General features: G+C 59.1%; 19 protein-coding genes and 1 pseudogene. 8 read left to right on the top strand and 12 right to left on the bottom strand.

Translation table 11 applies throughout. From position 1 onward, the window contains the following. The first annotated feature begins 2 nt into the window (after positions 1-2). A complete protein-coding gene (locus PH558_RS23310; RefSeq protein WP_285206801.1) occupies positions 3-1,733 on the top strand; it encodes a M14 family metallopeptidase in 1,731 nt (576 codons plus the stop codon). On the opposite strand, the gene PH558_RS23305 is transcribed toward PH558_RS23310, so the two are convergent. Continuing rightward, complete coding sequence (locus PH558_RS23305; RefSeq protein WP_285206800.1) at positions 1,730-2,602, bottom strand: LysR family transcriptional regulator; 873 nt, start codon at positions 2,600-2,602, stop codon at positions 1,730-1,732. The genes PH558_RS23310 and PH558_RS23305 overlap by 4 nt on opposite strands. Positions 2,603-2,703: 101 nt before the next feature. Between PH558_RS23305 and PH558_RS23300 the strand changes: the two genes are divergently transcribed. The 3 genes from PH558_RS23300 (at position 2,704) to PH558_RS23290 (ending at position 5,784) form a co-directional block, all read left to right on the top strand. After that, positions 2,704-3,942, top strand: coding sequence for a YbfB/YjiJ family MFS transporter (locus PH558_RS23300; protein ID WP_285206798.1), 1,239 nt, complete (start codon positions 2,704-2,706; stop codon positions 3,940-3,942). A gap of 17 nt (positions 3,943-3,959) precedes the next feature. Continuing rightward, positions 3,960-4,442, top strand: coding sequence for a YybH family protein (locus tag PH558_RS23295; protein ID WP_285206796.1), 483 nt, complete (start codon positions 3,960-3,962; stop codon positions 4,440-4,442). A gap of 76 nt (positions 4,443-4,518) precedes the next feature. Continuing rightward, the gene (locus PH558_RS23290) at positions 4,519-5,784 is read left to right on the top strand and encodes a glycoside hydrolase family 5 protein (protein ID WP_113407170.1); all 1,266 of its coding nucleotides are present in this window, start codon (positions 4,519-4,521) and stop codon (positions 5,782-5,784) included. 48 nt (positions 5,785-5,832) lie between these two features. Here the strand turns inward: PH558_RS23290 and PH558_RS23285 are convergent, their stop codons facing one another. Together PH558_RS23285 and PH558_RS23280 are read right to left on the bottom strand one after the other, a co-directional pair. Then, positions 5,833-6,897 carry a glycosyltransferase family 2 protein gene (locus PH558_RS23285; protein ID WP_285206793.1) on the bottom strand — a complete coding sequence of 355 codons (1,065 nt, stop codon included), beginning with the start codon at positions 6,895-6,897 and terminating at the stop codon, positions 5,833-5,835. A 238-nt stretch (positions 6,898-7,135) separates the two neighbouring features. Then, positions 7,136-7,930, bottom strand: coding sequence for an SDR family NAD(P)-dependent oxidoreductase (locus tag PH558_RS23280; RefSeq protein ID WP_285206791.1), 795 nt, complete (start codon positions 7,928-7,930; stop codon positions 7,136-7,138). A 193-nt stretch (positions 7,931-8,123) separates the two neighbouring features. Between PH558_RS23280 and PH558_RS23275 the strand changes: the two genes are divergently transcribed. After that, on the top strand, positions 8,124-9,062 hold the full coding sequence (locus tag PH558_RS23275; protein WP_095437387.1) for a GlxA family transcriptional regulator: 939 nt from the start codon (positions 8,124-8,126) through the stop codon (positions 9,060-9,062). A gap of 511 nt (positions 9,063-9,573) precedes the next feature. Here the strand turns inward: PH558_RS23275 and PH558_RS23270 are convergent. The 3 genes and pseudogenes from PH558_RS23270 to aptA form a co-directional block, all read right to left on the bottom strand. Next, on the bottom strand, positions 9,574-10,179 hold the full coding sequence (locus tag PH558_RS23270; protein ID WP_285206789.1) for a hypothetical protein: 606 nt from the start codon (positions 10,177-10,179) through the stop codon (positions 9,574-9,576). A 474-nt stretch (positions 10,180-10,653) separates the two neighbouring features. Further along, positions 10,654-11,179, bottom strand: a pseudogene (locus PH558_RS23265) (MDR/zinc-dependent alcohol dehydrogenase-like family protein); the annotation flags it as partial. Between the two features lie 43 nt (positions 11,180-11,222). Further along, positions 11,223-12,557: an omega-aminotransferase AptA gene (gene aptA, locus PH558_RS23260; protein ID WP_095437700.1), complete on the bottom strand. Its 1,335-nt coding sequence runs from the start codon at positions 12,555-12,557 to the stop codon at positions 11,223-11,225. Between the two features lie 143 nt (positions 12,558-12,700). Here aptA and PH558_RS23255 point away from each other — a divergent pair, with 143 nt between their 5' ends. Beyond that, complete coding sequence (locus tag PH558_RS23255) at positions 12,701-13,249, top strand: cupin domain-containing protein (protein WP_075853051.1); 549 nt, start codon at positions 12,701-12,703, stop codon at positions 13,247-13,249. A gap of 100 nt (positions 13,250-13,349) precedes the next feature. Here the strand turns inward: PH558_RS23255 and PH558_RS23250 are convergent, their stop codons facing one another. The 4 genes from PH558_RS23250 to PH558_RS23235 form a co-directional block, all read right to left on the bottom strand. After that, positions 13,350-14,666 (bottom strand): LLM class flavin-dependent oxidoreductase, encoded by a 1,317-nt coding sequence (locus PH558_RS23250; RefSeq protein ID WP_285206787.1) that lies wholly within the window; start codon positions 14,664-14,666, stop codon positions 13,350-13,352. An 18-nt stretch (positions 14,667-14,684) separates the two neighbouring features. Next, a complete protein-coding gene (locus PH558_RS23245) occupies positions 14,685-15,689 on the bottom strand; it encodes an LLM class flavin-dependent oxidoreductase (RefSeq protein WP_285206785.1) in 1,005 nt (334 codons plus the stop codon). Between the two features lie 91 nt (positions 15,690-15,780). After that, positions 15,781-16,407, bottom strand: coding sequence for a GNAT family N-acetyltransferase (locus PH558_RS23240; RefSeq protein ID WP_285206783.1), 627 nt, complete (start codon positions 16,405-16,407; stop codon positions 15,781-15,783). Positions 16,408-16,849: 442 nt separating this feature from the next. After that, positions 16,850-18,571, bottom strand: coding sequence for an IlvD/Edd family dehydratase (locus tag PH558_RS23235; protein ID WP_285206782.1), 1,722 nt, complete (start codon positions 18,569-18,571; stop codon positions 16,850-16,852). Positions 18,572-18,696: 125 nt separating this feature from the next. On the opposite strand from PH558_RS23235, the gene PH558_RS23230 reads away from it, so the two are divergent. Further along, positions 18,697-19,443, top strand: coding sequence for a FadR/GntR family transcriptional regulator (locus PH558_RS23230; protein ID WP_285206781.1), 747 nt, complete (start codon positions 18,697-18,699; stop codon positions 19,441-19,443). Positions 19,444-19,456: 13 nt separating this feature from the next. Here the strand turns inward: PH558_RS23230 and PH558_RS23225 are convergent, their stop codons facing one another. Both PH558_RS23225 and PH558_RS23220 read right to left on the bottom strand, forming a co-directional pair. Next, positions 19,457-20,353: a dihydrodipicolinate synthase family protein gene (locus tag PH558_RS23225; protein ID WP_285206780.1), complete on the bottom strand. Its 897-nt coding sequence runs from the start codon at positions 20,351-20,353 to the stop codon at positions 19,457-19,459. A gap of 11 nt (positions 20,354-20,364) precedes the next feature. After that, positions 20,365-21,660: an MFS transporter gene (locus tag PH558_RS23220; RefSeq protein WP_285206779.1), complete on the bottom strand. Its 1,296-nt coding sequence runs from the start codon at positions 21,658-21,660 to the stop codon at positions 20,365-20,367. Between the two features lie 137 nt (positions 21,661-21,797). On the opposite strand from PH558_RS23220, the gene PH558_RS23215 reads away from it, so the two are divergent. After that, on the top strand, positions 21,798-22,499 hold the full coding sequence (locus tag PH558_RS23215; protein WP_095437379.1) for a FadR/GntR family transcriptional regulator: 702 nt from the start codon (positions 21,798-21,800) through the stop codon (positions 22,497-22,499). Positions 22,500-22,608 lie beyond the last annotated feature (109 nt).

Genomic DNA, 22,608 nt, shown 5'->3' with positions numbered 1-22,608 from the left:
TCATGACCGTGATTTTCGAGAGACGTTTTGAGCGCACGCTGTCGCGCCTTGTTGCCGGCGCCAAGCCCGACCAGAACTTCGAAGCCTGGACTTTCGATGATAGAGAAAGCCGCCAGCAGGCTGAACGTAAGCTCGCGGAAAAAGGCATAAAGGCGCGCATCCGCGGCGCCTACAAGCCGCTGGTCAATGCCTTCATCGAGGAAATCGACCTGCATGATGTGAATGCGATCGAGATCCGCTATCCGGTTCATCCCAACGCACCGGAAAACCGCTTTCGCCTGGAAGCCTATCCGCTCGCGGCAATGGTGGGAAATCGCAAGATCACCTTTATCGCAAGAGCCGACAGCGACTTTCATTATGACGTTCTGCTGAAAGGCAATGCCGGCCAGGAACGCCGATTGAAGGTGCTGGCGCCCAATCGCGTCCATATCGATGCCGCCGGGGAAACAAGCGTTTCCCCAACCGGCTGGCTCGTGCCGGACGGCAATGCGACGGGCAACCGGCTCGCCACCGATTATGAACAACTCTTCGAGGAGACCGTTGCCGCGGTCACGCACTTCGACTGGGGTACAAGCGAACCCTACTTCGAAGAGCTGAACATTCGCGTTGCCCTGCCGGCGTTGGATGAGGTCTTGCCGGTCGGCGACGAAGTCATGAGCCTTTGCGAGGCGCTGCATGAGGATTTCTATTTTTCGCTGCTCGAATTCTTCCAGAAAAAGTCGGGCCGCCCGCTTGGTGACCGCGGCTTGAAGCCGGGGCAGATCGTTCCGCAGATCCTGCAGTCCTCTGGCGAGATTTCCGTCCGAGTGGAAACGCAGCCACTGACGTCTCGCTACTGGGATGGACCCGAACAGCAGATCGAGACGGCAACGGAACCTCTGGCTGTCCAGCAGATGGAGGCCGAGCTTGACAAGATTGGCGGCGAAACATTTGAGGCCCTTACTCGCTCCGGCCGCGCCGTCAGAGCCCGCTATATCAAGGGCCGCGACGCTGCCGTGATGATCAGCGGCGGACAGCACGCCAACGAGACGACCGGCGGTACGGGAGCCCTGCGTGCGGCGCGTCGGCTTGCCAAGCTCGAAGGCGCGCATTTCACTATCTCGCCGCTCGAAAATCCCGACGGTTACGCGCTGCATCAACGCCTGCGCAAGGACAGCCCGCGGCACATGTATCATGCCGCTCGCTATACCGCGCTCGGCGACGATCTCGAATATCGGACCGAAGAGACTGCCGGCCCTCATCTTCTCGAGAAGAAAATCCGCTTCCAGGCGGAAAAGCTGAGCGGCGCACGGCTGCACATCAACCTGCATGGCTATCCCGCGCATGAGTGGACACGCCCACTCTCCGGTTATGTCCCGCGCAATTTCGCCATGTGGACGCTGCCGAAGGGCTTTTTTCTGATTGCCCGCTATCATTCCGGCTGGGCGGCTCAGGCCGAGCAGCTTCTCGACAAGGTGACCAGGCACCTCGGCGCCATCCCCGGTCTGCTGGATTATAACGACCGCCAGATCGCGCTCTATGAAACCCATGCTGGCGAAACAGGCTTCCGCATCGTCAATGGCTTCCCCTGTCTCGCCAATATCGACGACCGCCATACGGTGCCCATCACCTTGATCACCGAATATCCGGATGAGACCATTTACGGCGACGCATTCATCGCCGGCCATACCGCGCAGATGGAAACAGTGCTTTCCGCCTATGGCGCCTGGCAGGAAATCATGGCTTCGAGCTAGGCCGTACGCGTCGAACGGAGCATGTCGAGAAGCGCGGTCATGGCGCTCGTCGTATAGGCGTCCGATCGGCGTACGAAGAGCGTATCCACCATCGACCGCTCCGGCGGGAGCTCGTGGATCGCAACCCTGCCCTCTTGGGCGGCGGCAGCGACGACGCCTCTCGGCAGAAGAGTGATACCGACGCCCGCCGACACGCAGCTGACGATCGTATCCAGAGAGCCGAATTCCAGCGGCTTCGAAGTGACGATACCCATATCGGCAAGAAGCGACTCCAGCCGCTGACGGTAAGAACATCCGATCTGGAAGACGATGATCTTCAGATCGGCAATGCCGGCCAGATCTTCCATTCCGCCAATGGCAGGCGTTGTAACGAGAACAAGCTCCTCCTGAAAGATCACCTTGTGATCGAGATCGGGATGGCTGACGGGACCCGCCACGAAGGCGCCCTCGACCCGGCAAGAAACGACATCGTCGATCAATCGGCGGGTCGTGCCTGTTGTCACCACAAGACGCACCTGTGGATAGGTCTTGGCAAATTGGCCTAGAAGAGGCGACAATCGCAGCGCCGTCGTCGTTTCCAGGCTGCCGAGGGAAAGCGTCCCGCCCGGCTCACCATCATCCTTGGCGGCGGTGCAAGCATCGGCCAGAAGCTTGGTAATGCGACTGACAAACGGCAGAATGCGTTGGCCCGCCGGTGTGGTCGACACGCCCCTTGCATGCCGCTGGAACAGGCTCACACCCAACTCTTCTTCCAGTGCCCGGATCCGCGCCGTTACATTCGATTGAACGGTGTGCAGTTCCTGCGCCGCCCGGTTCATGCTGCCGTGCCGCGATACCGCCTCGAAAACTTTGAGATCCGATACATCCATCTTCTTATCTCCAATAGAGATAACTGCTCTCATAATAATTCATTTTTTATGATATAACGCGCGGCGTATTCTCTCAAGCACAGATAGTTGAGAGAGTTCCCATGACCGAAACCGCCACGCACGAAACCGACCGGAACCATCATGATGCCCATATGGCATGGCGTGCCATCCTGTCGGCATTCTGCGCTTGCCTCATCGGTATCGGCCTTGCCCGTTTCGCCTATACGCCACTCCTGCCCGCCATCGTCGATAACAATTGGTTCGAAGCCTCGGCGGCTGCCTATCTCGGTGCCGCAAATCTCTCCGGCTATCTGGTCGGCGCATTGCTCGGGCGGACGATCGCCGCCCGTGCCTCTACCGTTCTGACGCTCAGGATCATGATGCTTGCCGCGACGGCAGCCTTCTTTGCATGCGCCTTTCCTGTCAACTTTCCATGGTTCTTTGCGTGGCGTTTTGCAGCCGGCCTTGCGGGCGGCGCCCTGATGGTACTCGCGGCGCCGACCGTCCTGCCGCTGATCGCACCGTCTCGCCGAGGGCTTGCCAGCGGTATAATCTTCGTGGGCATCGGCGCCGGCGTTGCACTGTCGGGCACATTGGTCCCGCTGCTGCTGCAACAGGGCTTGCGTGAGACGTGGCTCGGCCTCGGCGCCTTATCACTGCTGCTCACGATCATCGCCTGGGCCGGATGGCCGCGCGAAATCGCCAGCCACACCGCCACAAGCCATCATGCCACGCATGTCCCGAAACGGTGGACGCTGCACGCACTCTACATCGAATATGCGCTGAATGCCGCCGGCTGGGTTCCGCATATGATCTTCCTCGTGGATTTCGTTGCCCGCGGCTTGGGCGAGGGCTTGCAGGTCGGCGCGGAATATTGGGTGCTGTTTGGCCTCGGCGCGACCATCGGCCCCATCCTCGCCGGCCATCTCGCCGATCGCACCGGTTTTGCCGCAGCGCTGCGGTTCGCCTTCCTTCTTGAGGCTGCCGCAGTCGCCATTCCCACCTTTGGCCTCGGGCAGGCTTGGCTCATCGCTTCGAGCCTGATCGTCGGCGCCTTCGTAACCGGCACGGTTCCCCTGATGCTCGGCAGGATCGCAGAACTGCTGCCGCATCATCCGGCGCAACAGAAAATCGCCTGGAGCCTGGCAACCGTATTCTTTGCCCTGTTCCAGGCGGCAGCGGCATACGGGCTTTCCTTCGTCTTCGTCCGAACCGGCGGAAACTACGGCGTGCTCTTCTTGATCGGAGCCGGCGCAATGGTTCTCGCTTTGGCGATAGACCTCTTTGTCGCGGTATTTATCCGCAGTCCGCGAGAGCACACCGACGGTCATCAATCATAACATCAGGAGAATTGGACATGGCAGAACTTTTGACCGAGATTACCGGCAGCGAAAACATGGTAGGAGACGGCGGCGCCCTCGATGCGCTCATCGGCTTCTATCGCGCCTTCAATGCCGGAGACCTGGACGCACTCGCCGCCAACTGGGCCGATGGCGACAGGCCAAGCATGGACAATCCGATCGGAGGCATCCGGCGTGGATGGCCATCGATCCGTGAAGGCTATGCGAAGCTGTTTGGTGGAAAGGCGAAAGTCCGGGTCGCATTCCATGATTTTACCAGCCAGGGCGGCGATGACTGGCATCTGTTCGTCGGGCGTGAGAGGGGAAGCTGCGTCACGGCCGACAGGAGTATCGAGCTTCGCATCCGCACGACGCGCTGGTTCACCCGGATCGGCGGTGTCTGGCGTCAGCTTCACCATCACGGCTCCATCGAGGAGCCTGCTCTGCTTGCTGCGTATCAGGAGATCATCTTCGGCGCGCCATTGGAGCGCCCGGCGTAGATGTTGTCACGAGATTTTGGCCCTCTGCGCGCTACCTTGCCCACATGGCGCCAAAGTTTCACGCGAGTTGGGATTCATGAGGCATTTTCTGCTGCTGTTCGCCAGCCTGTCCATTATCTGCCTGGGGTCATTTGCACCGCCGGCATATGCGGAGGGATTCGTTCGTGCCGATCATCGGCAGATCGTCGACGGCAAGGGCAATCCCCTCATCCTGCGCGGTCTCGGGCTCGGCGGCTGGATGGTGCAGGAAGGCTACATGATGGGCCTTGCCAATCTCAAGGCGCAGCACATCATTCGCCGCCGCATTTCCGAAGTCATCGGCGAGAAAAGGACCGAGCAATTCTATCGATCCTGGCGCGAGAATGCGGTAACGAAAGCCGATATCGACGCGATGGCCAAATGGGGTTTCAACAGCGTGCGCCTGCCGATGCACTGGAACCTGTTCATCAAGGACAGGCACGGCAAGAACACGTCCAAGAACATTGTCTGGAACGAAGAGGGCTTTCGCCGGATCGACCTTTTGATCCGCTGGCTGAAAGCCCATGACATGTACTTGATCCTCGACCTGCATGCGGCACCTGGCGGTCAGGGTCACGACATCGCCATTTCCGATCGCAATCCGAACAAGCCGTCGCTCTGGCACAGCGATGAGAACCAGGCAATGATGATCGCGCTCTGGAGCGAGATCGCCCGTCGCTACAAGGACGAACCGACGATCGCGGGTTATGACCTCCTCAACGAACCGAATTGGGGCTTTCAGGACAAGAAAGACAAAGGCGGCTGCCGCGAGACCGAAAACCGGCCGCTGCGCGACATCTATCAGCGCACCATCCGCGCCATCCGCGCGATCGATACCCACCACATGCTTATTATCGAGGGCAATTGCTGGGGCAACAATTATGCCGGCGTCCTGCCGATCGATGACCGCAACACGGCGCTCAGCTTTCACAAATACTGGACACCGACGACGCAGGAATCGATCGAACCCTTTCTGAAGCTGCGCGAACAATATGACATGCCGCTATGGAACGGTGAATCCGGCGAAAACAATAATGATTGGTATGCCCACGCCGTGGCGCTGCAGGAGAAAAACGGCATCGGCTGGTCGTGGTGGCCATTGAAGAAGATGGGCGCCGGCAATCCGCTGGAGATCAAGACGAATGCAAACTATCGCCGCCTGATTGCCTATCTCCGCGGCGAGGGCAAGAAACCTTCCGCCAAGAGCGCCTTTGCCGGATTGATGCAGCTTGCAACCGACAGCCGCTATGACGGGAATATCCATCATCAAGCCGTGGTCGACGCCTTGATGGGACCTTCGCGCAAATCAGGCACGGCCGAATAGATCACGGTCAATCATTGGCGCTAGTGCTCCATATCTCCCGGAATCCAGCTATCCCATTGCATGCCGGATGGTCTTCGAGAGACGCAGCAGAAACGGAGGCCGAGACGAAGCCACAAGCTTCCACGAGAGGATGGTCTTTGCCATATCCCGAGGCAGGACGCCGATCGAAAGAAACCATCCGGCCAGCATCAGGCGACGCTTTCGCGATGCGTTCATCTTGAGACTGGCAACCGCGCCGGCCGCGGCAAGGGCAAGCCTGGAATCATTCGCGACAGGATGCTTGTCCCTGTCGATACAAAGCGATGCCAGACGCTCCTCCAGATGGACGGGATCGCGCAGGCCGGCATCATCAGGCATATCCAATCCGATCTCCGTTGCCCGATCCGACAGGGCCTCCAGCCGACGGAAATCATGGGCTATGCGCCAGCGCGCGCGCTGACCGAGCCTTTCGGCGAAGACGGAGTGATTGGCGCCATGTATGCGATAAGCGCCGAGGCAATCTTCGATTGACGTCACTTCGCCATGGAGCGGCGCAACCGTGGCAAGATATCCATCGGCGCCCTGGCGAAACTCCGGTTCCGGGACCGGCATGACCTTATCCAGCACTGAACGCTTGAATGCCAGACCGCTGGTAACCGTCGTCTGATAGCGGCCTTTCCGCAGCAATTCCGGCGTGACGTCGCCGGAATCGAAGGGTAGTTCTACGGGTGGAAATACATCCTTTACATGCATCTGTTCATCAACGATATGCAGCCTGAACTGCACCTGGGCTGTCTTCTCTTCCCAGGCTTCGACAACCTCTGATACCGCATTCGGATAGAGATAATCATCCGCATCGAGAAACAGCACGATCTCGCCGTGGCTGGATGCGAAGCCCGTGTTGAATGCCGCAGCATGTCCACCGTTCACCTCACGCAGACATGTCTTTATTCGAGGGCCATAGGAGGCAATGACATCAGCTGTCGCATCGGTCGATGCATCATCGACGACGATGACCTCGGCATCGTCGTAATCCTGCTCCAAGGCGCTATCGATACTGCGCCTTAGAAAATGCGCGTAGTTATAATTCGCGATGACGATGGAAACGGGAATGCGGTCTTGGATGGAATACATCGCATTGAACCTCGCAGATCTGCTTTGGTCGCGGCGAACCTTCTCATTCAGGTCCTGATGGATGATGTCGATACTGGCTGGGATATATCCTGACGCATAAGTAGTATTAAGTTATATGCCATGCAGCCGATGCTTGGATCATGTCGATCCGTCTTTCCGAACCTCACCAGTTTTATGGCTTTTGAATGACCGGCCGGCATGATGTGAATGCCGGCCACCCTATTCATTCGATAGATTCTTACTTCACTTGATAACGTCGAGCTGCGGTAGACCTTGAAAGATTGGGCTTCAGGGCCTGGCGTGCATCTTCATAGGCCTTCTGCAGATCAACATCTTCGAGAGCCGGGATCGTCGCCAGTTCGCCCCGATCAAAGCCAACCAGCGCGGCATCGACCATCTCCTCGGTCGACATGACGATCTCCGATGGCAGATGTTCGACGGGGACGCCGGCGATCGCCCAGAATTCCGTTGCGGTCGCGCCGGGCAGAACTGCCTGTACGCGAATGTTCTTGTCTGCCAGCTCATGCTTCAGGGACTGGCTGAAGGCAAGGACGAAGGCTTTGGTGCCGCCATAAACGCCATTCAGCAATTCCGGTGCGATTGCGACGATCGACGCGATATTGATGAGGGAACCGCCGCCACGCTGAACAAAGCCTGGCACCGCTGCATAGGTCAGCCGCATGAGTGCAGTGACATTCAGATCGATCATCTGCTGCATCTTGTCGACATCGGCCTCCAACAAGGGTGCCGCCCCGCCAAAGCCGGCATTATTGACGAGAAGCGTGATCGCTTCATCCGTCTTCAGCACATGCTCCACACGACGCAACCCGTTCGGCGAGCCGAGATCTACGGCGATCACTTCGACCTTGCGTCCCGTCTCCGTACGCAGCCGATCCGCAACCACCGAAAGCCGGTCTTCATTGCGCGCCACCAGAATGAGGTCGTAGCCCCGATGGGCGAGCCGGTGCGCATAGACGGCGCCAATGCCCGAAGAAGCGCCCGTTACCAATGCCTTGCCCGATGAATTTGTCATTGTTTCCACTCCTTGTCCTGCGGCGTCACTATTCCGCTGCAATAACAATAGGCGCGAATGTCTATGGCTTAAATGTCATATTCACCACGTTTTCAGACATCGAAACGGTAAACACTGGTTGGAATCGTCGAAAATTGATGCCGTCTGCGACCGATAAATGCTATAAACGCCTTTTCCAGCCGTGAGCTTTGCCATGCATTCCATCGGATTTCTCGTCTTCCCCGGCTTTCAGGTCATGGGATTTACTGCAGTGACCGCCTTCGAGGTTGCAAATCTGACGAGCGGGAGGGAGCTATATCATGTAACGCTGCTATCGGAAGCAGGAGGGTATGTACGCTCATCGGCGGGGTTCAGTGTCGAAACGGAAGCATTTGACGACGCTGCTTTCGATTCTCTTTTCATCGGTGCGGCGACGGAAGTTTCATCCACATCTCCCGCGATCCTCGACTATATCCGTCAGGCCGCAAAATCCGCCCGGCGCGTCGCGGCTCCGTGTACCGGCGCCTTTGCTCTGGCTGAAGCTGGCCTGCTCGATGGTCGCCGCGCAACGACACATTGGGTCTTTGCGCGAGAGCTGCGGGATCGCTTCCCCGCGCTGAAGGTCGATGAAGACAAGATTTTCATCATCGATGGGTCCATCTGGACATCGGCGGGTATGACCGCCACCATCGACCTCGCCCTTGCGATGATCGAGAAGGATCACGGCGAAGAGCTGGCACGAACGGTAGCCCGAAAGCTCGTCGTCTATCACCGCCGCGCCGGCGGGCAGTCGCAATTTTCTACGCTTCTCGAGCTGGAGCCGAAATCCGACCGTGTTCAACGCGCGCTCGACTTTGCCGGACGAAACCTGCGCAAGATCGTATCGGTCGAGGAGCTCGCGGAGGCGGCAAGCCTCAGCCCACGCCAGTTCAATCGCGTCTTCCGTAGCGAAACCGGCCAATCCCCCGCCAAGGCGATCGAGAACATGCGAGTGGAGGCTGCGCGACTGATGATCGAAGACGGCCGCCATTCGATGGACGAAATCGCCACCGAAGTCGGCTTTGCCGATCGCGAGCGCATGCGTCGCGCTTTCCTACGCGTGCTCGGCCAGCCGCCGCAGACGATCCGCCGCAATGTTCGCGCATTCGGGTAGATGTAGCCGGCGAAGAACGAAGTCGCGGCCGCCATCAAGGCCTTTAGCGGGAAGAAGTGAGATCGACCGAAAGGAGCGGCCTGTACCCGCTCTTTTCGAATTGCTGCATGGCATGGAATGAGCCTTCTCCGAGCGGAACGTCATTGCGCCCACACCGCGATCGCTCAGCTCAAGGAGAAGTCTCGCTCAGCACGTTTGCCTGTGGCAGTCTCATACCGCTGCCACGAAGCACTCACTACAACGATTGCCGCGTGGTCTGCCGGCTGCATCAATCAACTATCTGCAGGTTTGATCCGATGCAGTGGGAGCTCCAACCAATATGTCAGCACCAGTAGCCGCATGGTCACCTTATTGGGCTCGTATCCATCTTCCGGTTCAGTTCAATTCCTGGCGCCGGCAATGTCGAGGATACATGCGCCATGATGCTTGTTCGATGGCGCAGCTACACATCTTCGATGACATAAGCATGTCTCAAGCAAAGAAAAGCCCGCGCGAAGCGGGCTTCTTAGTCTTATTCTGCTGCGCCTGCGGCCTTCGTCTTGCGCGTGCGCTTCGGCTTTGCTGCCTCTGCAGCAGCCGGTGCGGGAGCAGCAACGGAAGCAGCCTTTGTCCGGGTAGCTTTGGGTGCCGAAGCTTTTGGTGCTGCCTTGGTAGCAGCAGGCTTGGCGGCGGCCGACTTTACCGCTGCCGCGGGCTTGGCAGCCTTCGCCTTCGTCTTCGAAGCGGTTGCCTTGCCTCCAGTCTTTGCCGCGTTCAGGAGTGCGACGCGACGTTGGCGGTTCTGCTCGAGAGCCTGCTGGAAGCCGACATCATTCTCGGCATGAAAGGCCAGATCATCGAGAAACTCAGCCACGTCCTTGACCGTGTCGACAACGACGTAGCTCAATCCACGACCGGCATTGACGGAGTCACGACCGACCGTCACACCAAAGCCACCGGGAACACGCTGAAACCAAGTGGAACGCCACTTCTTGAAGCCTGCCGCGTCTCGCTCGTACTCCTCCAGATATGCCTTCTGTTCCGCTACTCGAGCACGAAATGTATCGACAACATTGCGTGCGCCAGCCTTCGGCTTATCAGCCTTTTTTGAAGTCCATTTCTCAAGAAAGTTTGCCATTGATCCGATCTCTTCAGGTTAGCGTTCTTTGTCAAGCCGCCGTTGCTTAGGAAGCGATGACGAAGCTCCTCCGCATGGATGCCCGCATATATGTAAAGGATAGATGTATAATGGCAACATAATACGTCATTATTGCCGATAATCGGGCTTTGCAGCCGCCTTTGGAGAGCAAAGACGCTCAATTTTCGCCAATTTTTCGACCCGATTGGCAATTTCCGGACATGATCGGAAAACTTCGGCAAGGCGTGCTGCGGCGCATACTTGCTTGGAAATGCTCTATGGCGGCGCACAAACCTGCGGGCGTGTCGATGGGTAGTTGATGCCGTCTCTGGCTCTTCCCGTCACTTTGTTGTCCGGCAAACTCTTATGCATTCACCTCTACGAGACCGAGGGTGGAGATAGCAACCTCCGCCCTTGGTCTGTATTCACCTCGGGATCACTCCATGATCCTGTGAGTTCTTCCTCTCTACGACGCGCCTTCGCCAGCTCGCCATACGGATTCAGCACAAGCTTCGTTGCAACACCTTGATCGAAACTCTCATGTCCCTGTTCAGCATCTTCGAGCGAAATGATCCCGGAGTTGGCAATATCTGCAATCGGCAGCCTCTCCTGCAGGATCGCCTGCTTGAGCTGGCGATTGTATTTCAACGCCGGCGTCTGTCCCGTATGGAAGGATTGTGCCTTTGCCCTGCCGAGACCGAAGCGTAGAGACAGGCTGCCCTGTTTCGCGGCACTGTCTACGGCACCGGGATCTTCCGTTACATACAGTCGGGGAATACAGATCGAACCGGCGGCTCGTGTCGTCTCCATCATTTGATTGAGCACGATCACCGGCTGCTCGCTGCTGAATGACCACGCGTCTCGAAGCCGACTGCATCGATCGCACTATCCACTTCATGGATGCCGACGACTTCGGCGATCATATCGCCCAGACGATCGCTCCTGGAAAGATCGATAGTTCGAAGCCAACCTTGGCTGCATGTGCAGAGCGATCCTTATCGAGCCCGACCGACGCTGTCCGCGCCGGTCAGGTCCAGAAATTATCAGACCGCCCGCTTCAACGCATCGCCAAGCATGGAGACGATCGTTTCGATCTCTGCGCGCTCGATGATGAGCGGCGGAGAAAGAGCGATAATATCGCCGGTTACGCGGATCAACAGGCCCTTCTGGAAGCAATCGACGAAGACATCATAGGCGCGCGTGCCCGGCGCGCCATCACGCGGCGCGAGTTCTACGGCGCCGACGAGACCGAGATTGCGGATATCGACCACATGCGGCAGGCCCTTCAACGAATGCAGAGCATTCTGCCAGTCCTCGGCCAGTTCGGCCGCACGCGTCAGCAGGCCTTCCTCCTCGTAGATTTCCATGGTCGCAAGACCGGCGGCGCAGGCGACGGGATGGCCGGAATAGGTATAGCCGTGGAAGAGCTCGATCTGGTTTTCCGGACCGCTCATCAGGCCATCATAGATCTTGCGGCTGGCAAAGACGGCGCCCATCGGTATCGTGCCGTTGGTGATGCCTTTTGCCGTCGTGACAAGATCGGGAACAACGCCGAAATATTCGGTTGCAAACGGGGTGCCCAAGCGGCCGAAGCCGGTGATCACTTCATCGAAAATCAGCAGGATGCCATATTTGTCGGCGATGGCGCGCAGCCGCTCCAGATAGCCCTTCGGCGGCAGAACGACGCCGGCAGAACCGGACATCGGCTCGACAATGACGGCGGCGATCGTTTCAGCCCCGTGCAACGCGACCAGCCGCTCGAGGTCTTCCGCAAGCTCGATGCCATGGGCCGGCGGACCCTTGCTGAAGGCATTGCGCTCGATATCGAGAGTGTGACGCATGTGATCGGCAGGGATCTGCGGGAAGACGCGGCGATTATTAACGAGGCCGCCGACGGAAATTCCACCGAAGCCGACGCCGTGATAGCCCTTTTCCCGGCCGATGATGCGGGTACGCGTGCCCTGGCCAATGGCGCGCTGATAAGCGATGGCGATCTTCAGCGCAGTATCGACCGACTCGGAGCCGGAGCCTGTGAAGAACACGCGGTCGAGCCCGGCCTCAGGCCCACCAGGTGCATGCGCGGCCAGCTTTGCAGCAAAGTCGAAGGCAATGGGATGGCCCATCTGGAAGGTCGGAGCAAAATCCATCGTTGCCAACTGACGTTCCACCGCTTGCGCGATCTTCTTACGGCCATGGCCGGCATTTACGCACCAGAGGCCTGCCGTCCCATCGAGCACCTTCTTGCCGTCGACATCGGTGTAATACATGCCGTCGGCGGCTGCGAGCAGGCGCGGAGCCGCCTTGAACTGCCGGTTTGCCGTGAACGGCATCCAGAAATTATCGAGAACAGGGGTGTTGGAATGCGTGATCTTGTCCATGGTCGCCTCCATTGCGTTATCCCTGACATCAGCGATTTTCCTGTTCCGAACAAGACCTTTTCTTGCTGAATTTAACTCATTGATTTTGCTTATACCGCATGAGATATTTTCCATATTTCGAACATCTGAAACCTGAGACCGTCATGTCCGTCGATATCGGCAATCGCCTACGTCATCTGCGCCTGGCGCACAATCTTTCTCAACGCGAACTCGCCAAGCGCGCGGGCGTTACGAATTCGACGATCTCGCTGATCGAATCCAATTCGGCCAATCCATCGGTCGGTGCGCTGAAACGCATCCTCGACGGCATCCCGATCGGCCTTGCTGAATTCTTCGCCTTCGAACCGGAAGCACCGAAAAAGGCTTTCTATGCGGCCGAGGAGTTGGTCGAAATCGGCAAAGGCCCGATTTCCTATCGGCAGATCGGCGAAAACCTCTTCGGCCGCAGCCTTCAGATTTTGAAGGAGTGCTATCAACCGGGCGCCGACACCGGCAAGGTGCCACTGGTGCATGAGGGAGAGGAAGGCGGCATCGTGCTTACCGGCCGCCTGGAGGTGACAGTGGATGACGAACGCCGCATTCTCGGCCCGGGCGATGCCTACTACTTCGAAAGTCGCCGCCCGCATCGCTTCCGCTGTGTCGGGCCATATCCCTGCGAAGTCATCAGCGCATGCACGCCGCCGAGCTTCTAGTGGACGGGGGAGGCCGAATGACCTGTGCATACGATCGGCATCATGCCATGCCCCTCAGCCATCATGAGTTAATCTTGATATATCCGACCAATAACCTCCATCATGCCGTATGGGAAAGATGCCGCAGCGGCGGGCTTTCTTCCTTCGGATCCGGCAGACCCAGATTGGAGCGCAGGGTTGCAGCGGCATATTCCCTGCGATAGACGCCTCGCTCCTGCAAGACCGGCACGACCTTTTCGACGAATTCGTCGAAGCCGCCTGGAGTGAGGTGCGGCGCGAAGACGAAACCGTCCGCAGCGTCAGCCTGCACATAGCGATTGATCTCGTCGGCGATGCTTTCCGGCGTTCCGACGAACTGCTTTCGAGCGGTAACGCGAATGGCAAGTTCGCGGATGCTGAGGCGATCCCGCTCGGCAATCTCGCGCCACGACCGCGCCGTCTCCAGTCGCCGTTTGATATCCTGATTGCTGGCGCGGCCTTGAACCAGGCTCTCTCCGGAAACATCCGGTTCGATATCCGGTAGCGGTCCATCTGGATCATAGCTCGAAAGATCCCTGTTCCAAACCTGCTCTAGAAACACGATCGCGCTCTTTGGACTGACTTGTTGCAGACGTATCGCTTTCTGCTTCTCGCTGGCATCTTCCTGTGTGTCACCTATGACGAAATTGGCGCCAGGCAGGATTTTCAAAGCGTCAGGGCTGCGATCATATCTCGCTAAGCGCTTCTTCACGTCTGCATAGAAGACCTGTCCCGCTTCAAGCGAGCCATGGCGAGAGTAGATCAAGTCGGCGTGGCGAGCCGCAAATTCCCTTCCCTCGTCGGAATCTCCGGCCTGGGCTATGACAGGGGCGCCCTGTGGCGACCGCTCAAGCGCGGACCGTCCGGCAATCTCGAAATATTTGGACCGGATCGAAAACTCGCCGCTGCGCCATATGCTTTGTGCGGCTTCGATGAACGCGCGGGCGCGCTCGTAACGCTGCTCATGGGGAAGATGGTCAGCACGGCGAAAATTCGCGCCGGTAAAGGCGTCGGGCGAAGTGACGACATTCCAGCCGGCACGTCCGGCAGACAGGATATCCAGCGTCGCCAATTGCCGGGCCAATACATACGGCTCGTTAAAGGTGGTCGTCAGTGTGCCGATCAGGCCGACATGTTCGGTAATCGCGGCAAGTGCCGTCAGAATGGCAAGCGTGTTCGGCCGGCCGGCAACATCCAGCTCGTGAAAACGCCCCTTCTGCTCACGAATGCGCAAGCCTTCCGCCAGAAATATGAAGTCGAATTTTCCTCGCTCCACCGTTTCGGCAAAATGGCGAAAGGATGAAAACTCGATCTGACTTCCTGCAGCCGGATCGCTCCAGACCGTGAAATTATTGACACCCGGAAATTGGGCTCCAAGAATGACCTGCTTCTTCCTCATGAGGCTCTCCCTGGAAATTCACGCTGCATCGGCGTAGCGATTGCCGGCTGCCGGCAGGCCAAATCGACCTCTCAGCGGCCCCGTAGCGACCGGGCCAACAGACGACCGGGCCCTCAGCGCCGGAATAAGCTCGTCGATCACATATGCCGCCTGCGCCGCGGGATCGCTGAGAGCGAGGCGAATGCCGGCGATACCCGACCTGGCGAGCTCGCCAATCTGCGCCACATAATCGTCAACCGATTTCGGCGCGGTATCGATTATGACGTCGGCAACGAACGCCCGCACCCTGTTCTTGTCCGCAGTACCGATAGTCCTGATGACATCGGCGATGTCCAGGCGATCCGGATGAAGGAAGACGATATCGGCGGCCGAGGCTACTGATGAGTCCTCACCATGACGATACGCTGCCGCGACAACCGGCTGGCCCTGTGGCGGGCGCGGCGTGATGGAAGGGCCGAGAACCTGAAAGCCACTGCCCTTGAAATTGATGTAATGCAGCTTCGAGCCATCCAGGAAGCGCTGGCTTTCCTTATCTCGAATGACCGCTCCATCTTCCCAGCTGTCCCACAACCCCCGCACGACATCGACGACATCAAGCACGTCCTGACGCAAGGCGGCGCTTTCCGCTGCAGGAAAGCCATTGAGGGCACCAATGGCTTGCCGGGCATGAACGGCTCTCGATCCATCATAATGCTGAGCCAGGAAACCCGCCCTGCCCTCGCTGACGAAATCCAGCGTGGCGACGGCGGTCGAAAGATGAAACGGCTCGAGGAAATTGACTGCCGCGCCGGGGATGATTCCGATATTGCCGCTGCTCGCCGCAAGCCAGTTTGCAAGCAGCACGGCATCCAGCCCATCGCCGTCAGGACGGGCAAAACCATCTTCCAGCGTCACAAAATCGACCACCGTGTCGAAACGCGCAACAAGCGCCCGCCAGAATTTTTTCTGAGCGTCGCGCGGATTGCGGGATTGCGCAGCAACATCTAATCCGATGCCGACCCTGAGACCATTTGGATGCGTCATGTGAAGTCCTGTTTCGCGATATTGTGAAGCTCGAAGGCAGATCCGATTTCTTGCCGGGATCTGCCGATAGCCATCGGAGCCACCATGCCCGTCACGCAGCAGAGGTTTCGTGAGCCGCCAGGCGGGCGATGATCAGCTGCTCCTGCCCGGCCTTCAGCGCAGTCACGCGCGCCGTAGCCTCCTCAAAGGAGGCGGCAGGCGGATAGATCGGCGTCTGACCGGGTAGCCCCGCCTTTTTGCCGATATGCTTTTCGAAAGGCAGGGAGCGATAGAGGCTCGGGTCGACGGTCGGGTCGAAAAGGGGGCGATAGCCGAGCGACAGATAGAAGGCCACGGCCTCCGGTTGGCGAAAGCCGGTGCTAAGGTAGGCCCTGTTATAGCCGAGTTGCCCGGCACTCTCCTCGAGCGCGATCATGATGCGGCGCGCCAGTCCCTGACGCCGGAGATCCGGATGCGCCCATATCCGCTTGAACTCAGCGGTTTCGTCGTCGTGGCTCATGAAGGCACCGCCGGCAATGGTCTGACCGTCGCGCTGCAGCAGGAGAAAATCGCCAAGCGGCGGCGCGAACAGGGCACTCGGATAGCGCATGATTTCCGCGCGCGCGCCGCCAGGACGGCTTGCGGCGCCGTATCTGCCATCATACTCGCTGGCAAGGCCATCGATCAGCGGTTCCGCCGCCGGGTCCAGCAATGACGACCGGACAATGATATCGTTCATGCATATGCCTCCAAACAATGTTCTGAAGGCTGCCCGGGGACGGTCGTCAGGATCGCCGATCTTGCCGACCACTCCGCAAACTCCGCTCAGCGCTTCGCAGGCAGAGCATGCATGATCGATGGTGCGCTTCGCACGGCACGATCTTTCATTGTGCGGTCGATGATTGAAACATCGTTGCCCGATTTGTTTATCTATTAAAATTATAGATTATATCATCAAATCTATGTAACCAAGCGTGCGTCACAATTGGACCAACTCGCCGCCCTGTTTCGAGGGATACAAGAGCATCGGGAGATCGACGCACAAATGCCTGGATATGCGCGACCTGTTTATTCGCACCAAACCTAGTCGGCAGAAGATTGCACCCACCTCGAAATGAAGTCACCGATGAAGAATAGCGATGCCTCCAGCATGTAGGCATATTCGCTCTGAATATAATGAATTAGTGGCTCTCGCGCGGAACCTTGGCGCCGCGTCCGCCGACCAGGAAATCGAGGTCGGCGCCGGTATTGGCCTGCATGACCGTTCGAACGTAAAGGCCTTGGTATCCTGAGGTCATTTCCGGCACCGGTTCCTTCCAGGCCGCTCGCCGCCGCTCAAGCTCATCGTCCGGAACGTCGAGAACCAATGTGCGGGCCTCGACGTCGAGTGCGATGAAATCCCCGTGCTCGACGAGTGCCAGCGGACCGCCGGCGGCGGCTTCCGGCGATACATGCAGCACCACGGTTCCGTAGGCCGTGCCGCTCATGCGGCCATCGGAAACGCGCACCATGTCGCGTACGCCCTTTTCCAGCAGCTTGCTTGGCAAAGCCATGTTGCCGACCTCGGCCATGCCGGGATAGCCGCGTGGGCCGGCCCCCTTCAGAACGAGAACGGAAGTCTCATCGACATCGAGGTTCGGATCGTCGATCCTGGCATGGAAATCCTCGATAGTCTCGAAGACGACGGCGCGGCCGCGATGACGCATTAGATGCGGCGATGCGGCCGATGGTTTGAGCACCGCTCCATCAGGCGCAAGATTGCCCTTGAGGACCGCAATTCCCCCACTGTCGACGAGCGGATTTGACCGGCTGCGGATGACGTCCGGATTGTGGTTGACAACATCGGCAATATTATCTCCGACACTCCCTCCCGATACGGTGAGTGCGTCGAGATGGAGGAGGTCGGAAATTTCCTTCATCACTGCCGGAATACCGCCGGCATAACAGAAATCCTCCATGAGGTATTTTCCCGACGGCATGAGGTCGGCGATCGTCGGCACGTCACGCCCGAGCCTGTCCCAATCCTCCAGCGACAGGTCGACACCGATACGCCCGGCGATGGCGAGCAGATGAACGACGGCATTGGTCGATCCGCCGATCGCGCCATTGATCTTGATGGCGTTTTCGAAGGCCTGCCTCGTGAGAACCTTCGAAAGCCGCATATCTTCCTTGACCATCGCGACGGCACGGCGCCCGGTCATCCGGGCAAGCCGCGCACGCCGGGCATCGACGGCGGGCCATGCCGCATTGGTCGGCAGGGCGACGCCGAGGGCTTCGACCATCGACGCCATGGTCGAGGCCGTTCCCATTGTCATGCAGTGGCCGGGCGAGCGTGACATGGCACTTTCCGCATCCATGAACTCCTGCCGGCTCATGGTGCCTGCCCTCACCTCCTCGGAAAATTTCCAGACATCCGTGCCGGAGCCGATCGGCTTGCCGCGAAAATTACCATTCAACATCGGCCCGCCTGAAATGACGATCGTCGGCAGATCGCAGCTTGCCGCGCCCATCAGCAGCGATGGCGTGGTCTTGTCACAGCCGGCCATCAGGATGACGCCGTCCATGGGATTGCCGCGGATTGCCTCTTCGACATCCATGGAAGCAAGGTTCCTGAAGAGCATCGCAGTCGGCCGCAAATTGGACTCGCCGCAGGAGAAGACCGGAAATTCAAGCGGCAATCCGCCGGCCTCCAGGACACCGGCCTTTATATGCGTGACCAGTTCGCGGAAATGCGCGTTGCACGGCGTAAATTCCGAAAACGTATTGCAGATGCCGATGACGGGGCGGCCGTCGAACACATCATCGGGCAGGCCACCATTCTTCATCCACGAGCGATGGATGAAGCCATCCTTGTCCACTCCGCCGAACCACGCCTGTGACCGCCGCTTTGAATCCTTGGTCATGATTGCCTCTTTTGTATTATAAATCATTTTTTTGTTATACAAATAGGCAATGACGGTCAAGCGCGGCAGCGCTTGTGACCACCGGCTGAAGACGCTAGACATGTCTCGATTTTTGGGAAAGGCAGATGGCCGGAATGACTTCGGACGCCGATGATGCGAGCCTCGGCACCAACAAGAGATACCACGACGCGATCGTGCAGGCGCTAGGCGAGCGGATCGTCGGCGGGGCGCTTGCGGCGGGAGCTTCTGTGGGAACGGAGCAGGAGCTCTGCGACCATTTCGGGACGTCGCGTACCGTCATCCGGGAAGCCATCAAGATCCTGTCGGCCAAGGGCCTTCTCGAAAGCCGCCCGAGAAGCGGCACCAGAGTGACCGATCACTCGGAATGGCTTCTGCTTGATCCGCAGGTCCTCGCATGGAGGCTCGGCGCGGAAAATGGCAGCGAGCGGGCGCGTATCGACCTCTATGAACTCAGGCAATCCTTCGAGCCGGCCGCAGCGGAGCTTGCCGCCACCCGCGCGACGCCGCAGATGCTGCAGAAAATGAAACATGCCCTGCTCGGTATGACCCTCGCCTCGACCGCGGACGAAAAGATCGAGCACGATCTCGCATTTCACACCGCCATTTTGGCAGCGACCGGCAATGCCTTCTATCTGGCATTGGGGTCGCTGATCTCCGTGGGGCTGAAACATGTGTTCAAGGCGGGACTGCAACGGACTGCAAAGGAAGACGAACGCTGGATACGCCGTCACCAGAACGTCTATGAAGCCATTGCTGGCGCCGATGGTCCGGGTGCTGCCGAGCAGATGAAGAACCTCCTGCGCGAGGCGCTGGAGGTCCAGAAGCTGAAATTGCCGCAATCCGGAAATTAGGAGCAGATCGGCTTCAGAAAGATCCGAGCCTCTTCGCATGCAAGGCGACGAGCTCCTCGCCGAACGGTGTCGGACGCATGGCAGGCGCGCGATCGTGAACCGTAAGCCCCGCCCGCGCAGCAAACAGCCGCTTGCCGTAGCACATCAGATGCTCGATCCCCTGCATGACGGCAACGGCGGATGGGAGCATGGCACGATAGATTTCCTCGGCATGGACCTCATTCCCGTCGCGAAAGGCGGTGTATGCGTCGACCGCATAGTCGATGAGATCGGGAGCGAGAATATAGCCGGCGCAGCCTGCCCGCAGCCCGTCAAGCAATTCCAGCCCACCTCGACCGTTGAAAACGGGCACGCCCTCGCCGATCGCCTCCATCAACGCCTCGACCTCGATGGCCGAGCCCTCCGCCTTCAACACCCTTACATTGGGATGGGCAGCGCGCAATGCCGCGAGATCCGGTCCCGTCAGGCCGCGGCGGAGAAAGGCAGGAGCATTCTGAATCGCCACCGGCAGGTTCGTCGCATCCGCGACACGGCCGAAGAAACCAATATATTCGCCTGCGCCGAAAGTGCCGACCGGTGGCGGCTGGAGGATCACCCAGTCAGCGCCAACGGCTTCGGCCTGCCGCACCTGCTCGACCTGCTCGGCAACCGAAGTGCCGAAGATGGTGAAGGCGAGCGGCAGACGGCCGGCATTGTCCTCGGCAAGCCATCCCATCACGGTCCGGCGCTCGGCGGCCGTCAATTTGGAGACCTCGGTAGCAAGGCCGAGCGCTGCAAGCCCATGCACGCCTGCCGCCACGCAAATCTCGGTCTGCCGCTTCATCGCCGACCTGTCGAGCTTTTCCTCCTTATCGAAGAGTGCGTAGAGGATCGCATGGATACCGTGCAGTTTCTCAGGTTCGAATGCCATCGCGTTTCGCCTTATTGTTTAGAAAGCCGAAGGGCCGGCACGCCTTTGCGGACGATTACGATGCCGAGGAGGCCACCCACGATCAACGCGGCAGCCACCAGCGTCAGCGCCACATCATAGCTTCCGGTCGAATCCTTGATCCAGCCGATCGCCGGCGGCAGGGCAAGGCCTGCGACATTCGCCAGCGCATTGATGAGCGCGATCGATACGGCTGCCGCAATTCCCGAGACGAACTCGGTGGTGACAGCCCAGAAGATCGGAATAACCGCCCAGTTGAGTGCCACCGAAAGGACGAGCAGTATGTAGGCCAGGTGTGGATCGCCGGCATGGGTCGCACCGAGAAGACAGACACCGGCCAGGGTGAGCGGAAGCCCGAGATGAAACGCGCGCTCGCCGGTTCGATCGGAATGCCTGCCATTGAAGAACATGAAGATACAGGCAGCCAGAAACGGCACCGCCGAAAGCAGACTTACCGCCAGATTGCCGCCGCCGGACAGGTTCTTGACGATCAGCGGCATGAAAAGCGTGATGCCGATCGTCCCGAAGGCCTGAAGCAGCCAAAAGATGGCAAGCATCCAGACGCGAGTGTTGGAAAAGGCGGCACTCCAGGATGCATGATGCGAGACAGGCGCCCTCTCCTCCTCAGCGGCGACGGTTCGCTCGAGGCCGTCCTGCTGCTTGGTAGTGAGCCAGGCCGCGTCTCGCGGGCGATCGGGCAGAAACTTCAACACGACGAAGCCCAAGACGATGGCGGGTATGCCTTCGATCAGAAACACCCAGCGCCATCCCGATAGGCCGAGAATGCCGTGCGCATTGAGCAGCAGGCCGGAAAGCGGCAAGCCGATGACCGATGCAAGCGCTGCGCCGATATAGAAGAAGGACATGGCGTTCGCCCTGTCGCGCGACGGATACCATTTCGCGAGATAGAAGATGATGCCCGGCGTGAAGCCCGCCTCAGCCGCGCCGAGAAGGAGGCGCATTCCATAGAGCTGATGGGCGCTGGAAATGAACGCCATGCCGGCAGCAATGACGCCCCAGCTGATCATGATGCGGGCGATCCAGCGGCGTGCGCCGAACCGGGCCAGCAGCATATTGCTCGGTATTTCGAAGACGATATAGGTCGCGAAGAAGATGCCGGCCGCCAGCCCGTACATCTGGCTCGTCAGGCCTAGTTCCTCATTCATTCCGAGCGCGGCGACCGAGATGTTGGACCGGTCGATATAGGCGACCAGGTAGAGCAGCATCAGGAAAGGCAAAATGCGCAGATTGATGCGGCGAACCGCCTCCCTATTGGTTTTGAAGTTCATTTCCCCCTCCGCGGCGCTCATTGGCGCCCAACAAACATCATACCTTTAACATATGATGTTTGTTGGGCAAGAAGCTATTTGCTTTTGTCACCGCATTCTGATTGGTCTCGTTGGCGATGGAGGTGAAGGATCGACGAATGACGAAGACAAAGCCGAACAGGACGACTGCCCTCGTGGAGGCTCTCGGCATCCGCATCGCATCCGGGCAGATACTGCCCGGCGCCTATCTTCCCTCCGAAGGCGAATTGGAGCAGGAATTCGGCGTCAGCCGCACGGTCGTGCGCGAAGCGGCGAAGATATTGTCGGCCAAGGGTCTCGTGACCGTCAGACAACGCACGGGCACGCGAGTGGAGCCGCGAGAGCGATGGCAGTGGCTCGATGGCGAACTGATTGCGTGGCTGTCGCGCGGACGGATCTCGCACGATGAGCTCATGGCTTTTGCCGAAGCCCGCCAGATCATCGAGCCCGGAGCCGCCGCACTGGCGGCATTGCGGGCAACCGATCTGGAACGTCAGGCGATCCTCGACACCTACCGCCGCATGGAGCGGGACCAGAAGAACCCCACCGCAGCCGTCGCCGCCGACAAGGCCTTTCACATGTCGATCCTTGCGGCAACGCACAATCCGGTGCTGCAAAGCCTGCGCCAGGCGATCGAATCCATTCTCGATGCTGTTTTCCCACATACGGTCGGGGCATTCGCGGCCAATCTTGAAAACCATGCCGCAGTCGCCGAGGCGATCGCCGCTGGTGACAGTATCGCTGCCAGACACGCCATGGAGGCCGTTCTCGACCGGACGTCAGGCTTCCTTGGACATGCGCGGGAGCAGGCGACATCATAGCATCAGGATTTGCTCGCCAAAGCGAGGGCTATGAGGACATGGATTGACGGGGAAGGACCGGACCGCGAAAGGGGGTTCGCCCCTCGTAAACGGAACGCTCTCACGGCCG

The organism is Rhizobium pantanalense (genome assembly GCF_030182525.1).
GTDB lineage: Bacteria > Pseudomonadota > Alphaproteobacteria > Rhizobiales > Rhizobiaceae > Rhizobium.
This window is presented reverse-complemented; position numbering and strand designations above follow the sequence as displayed.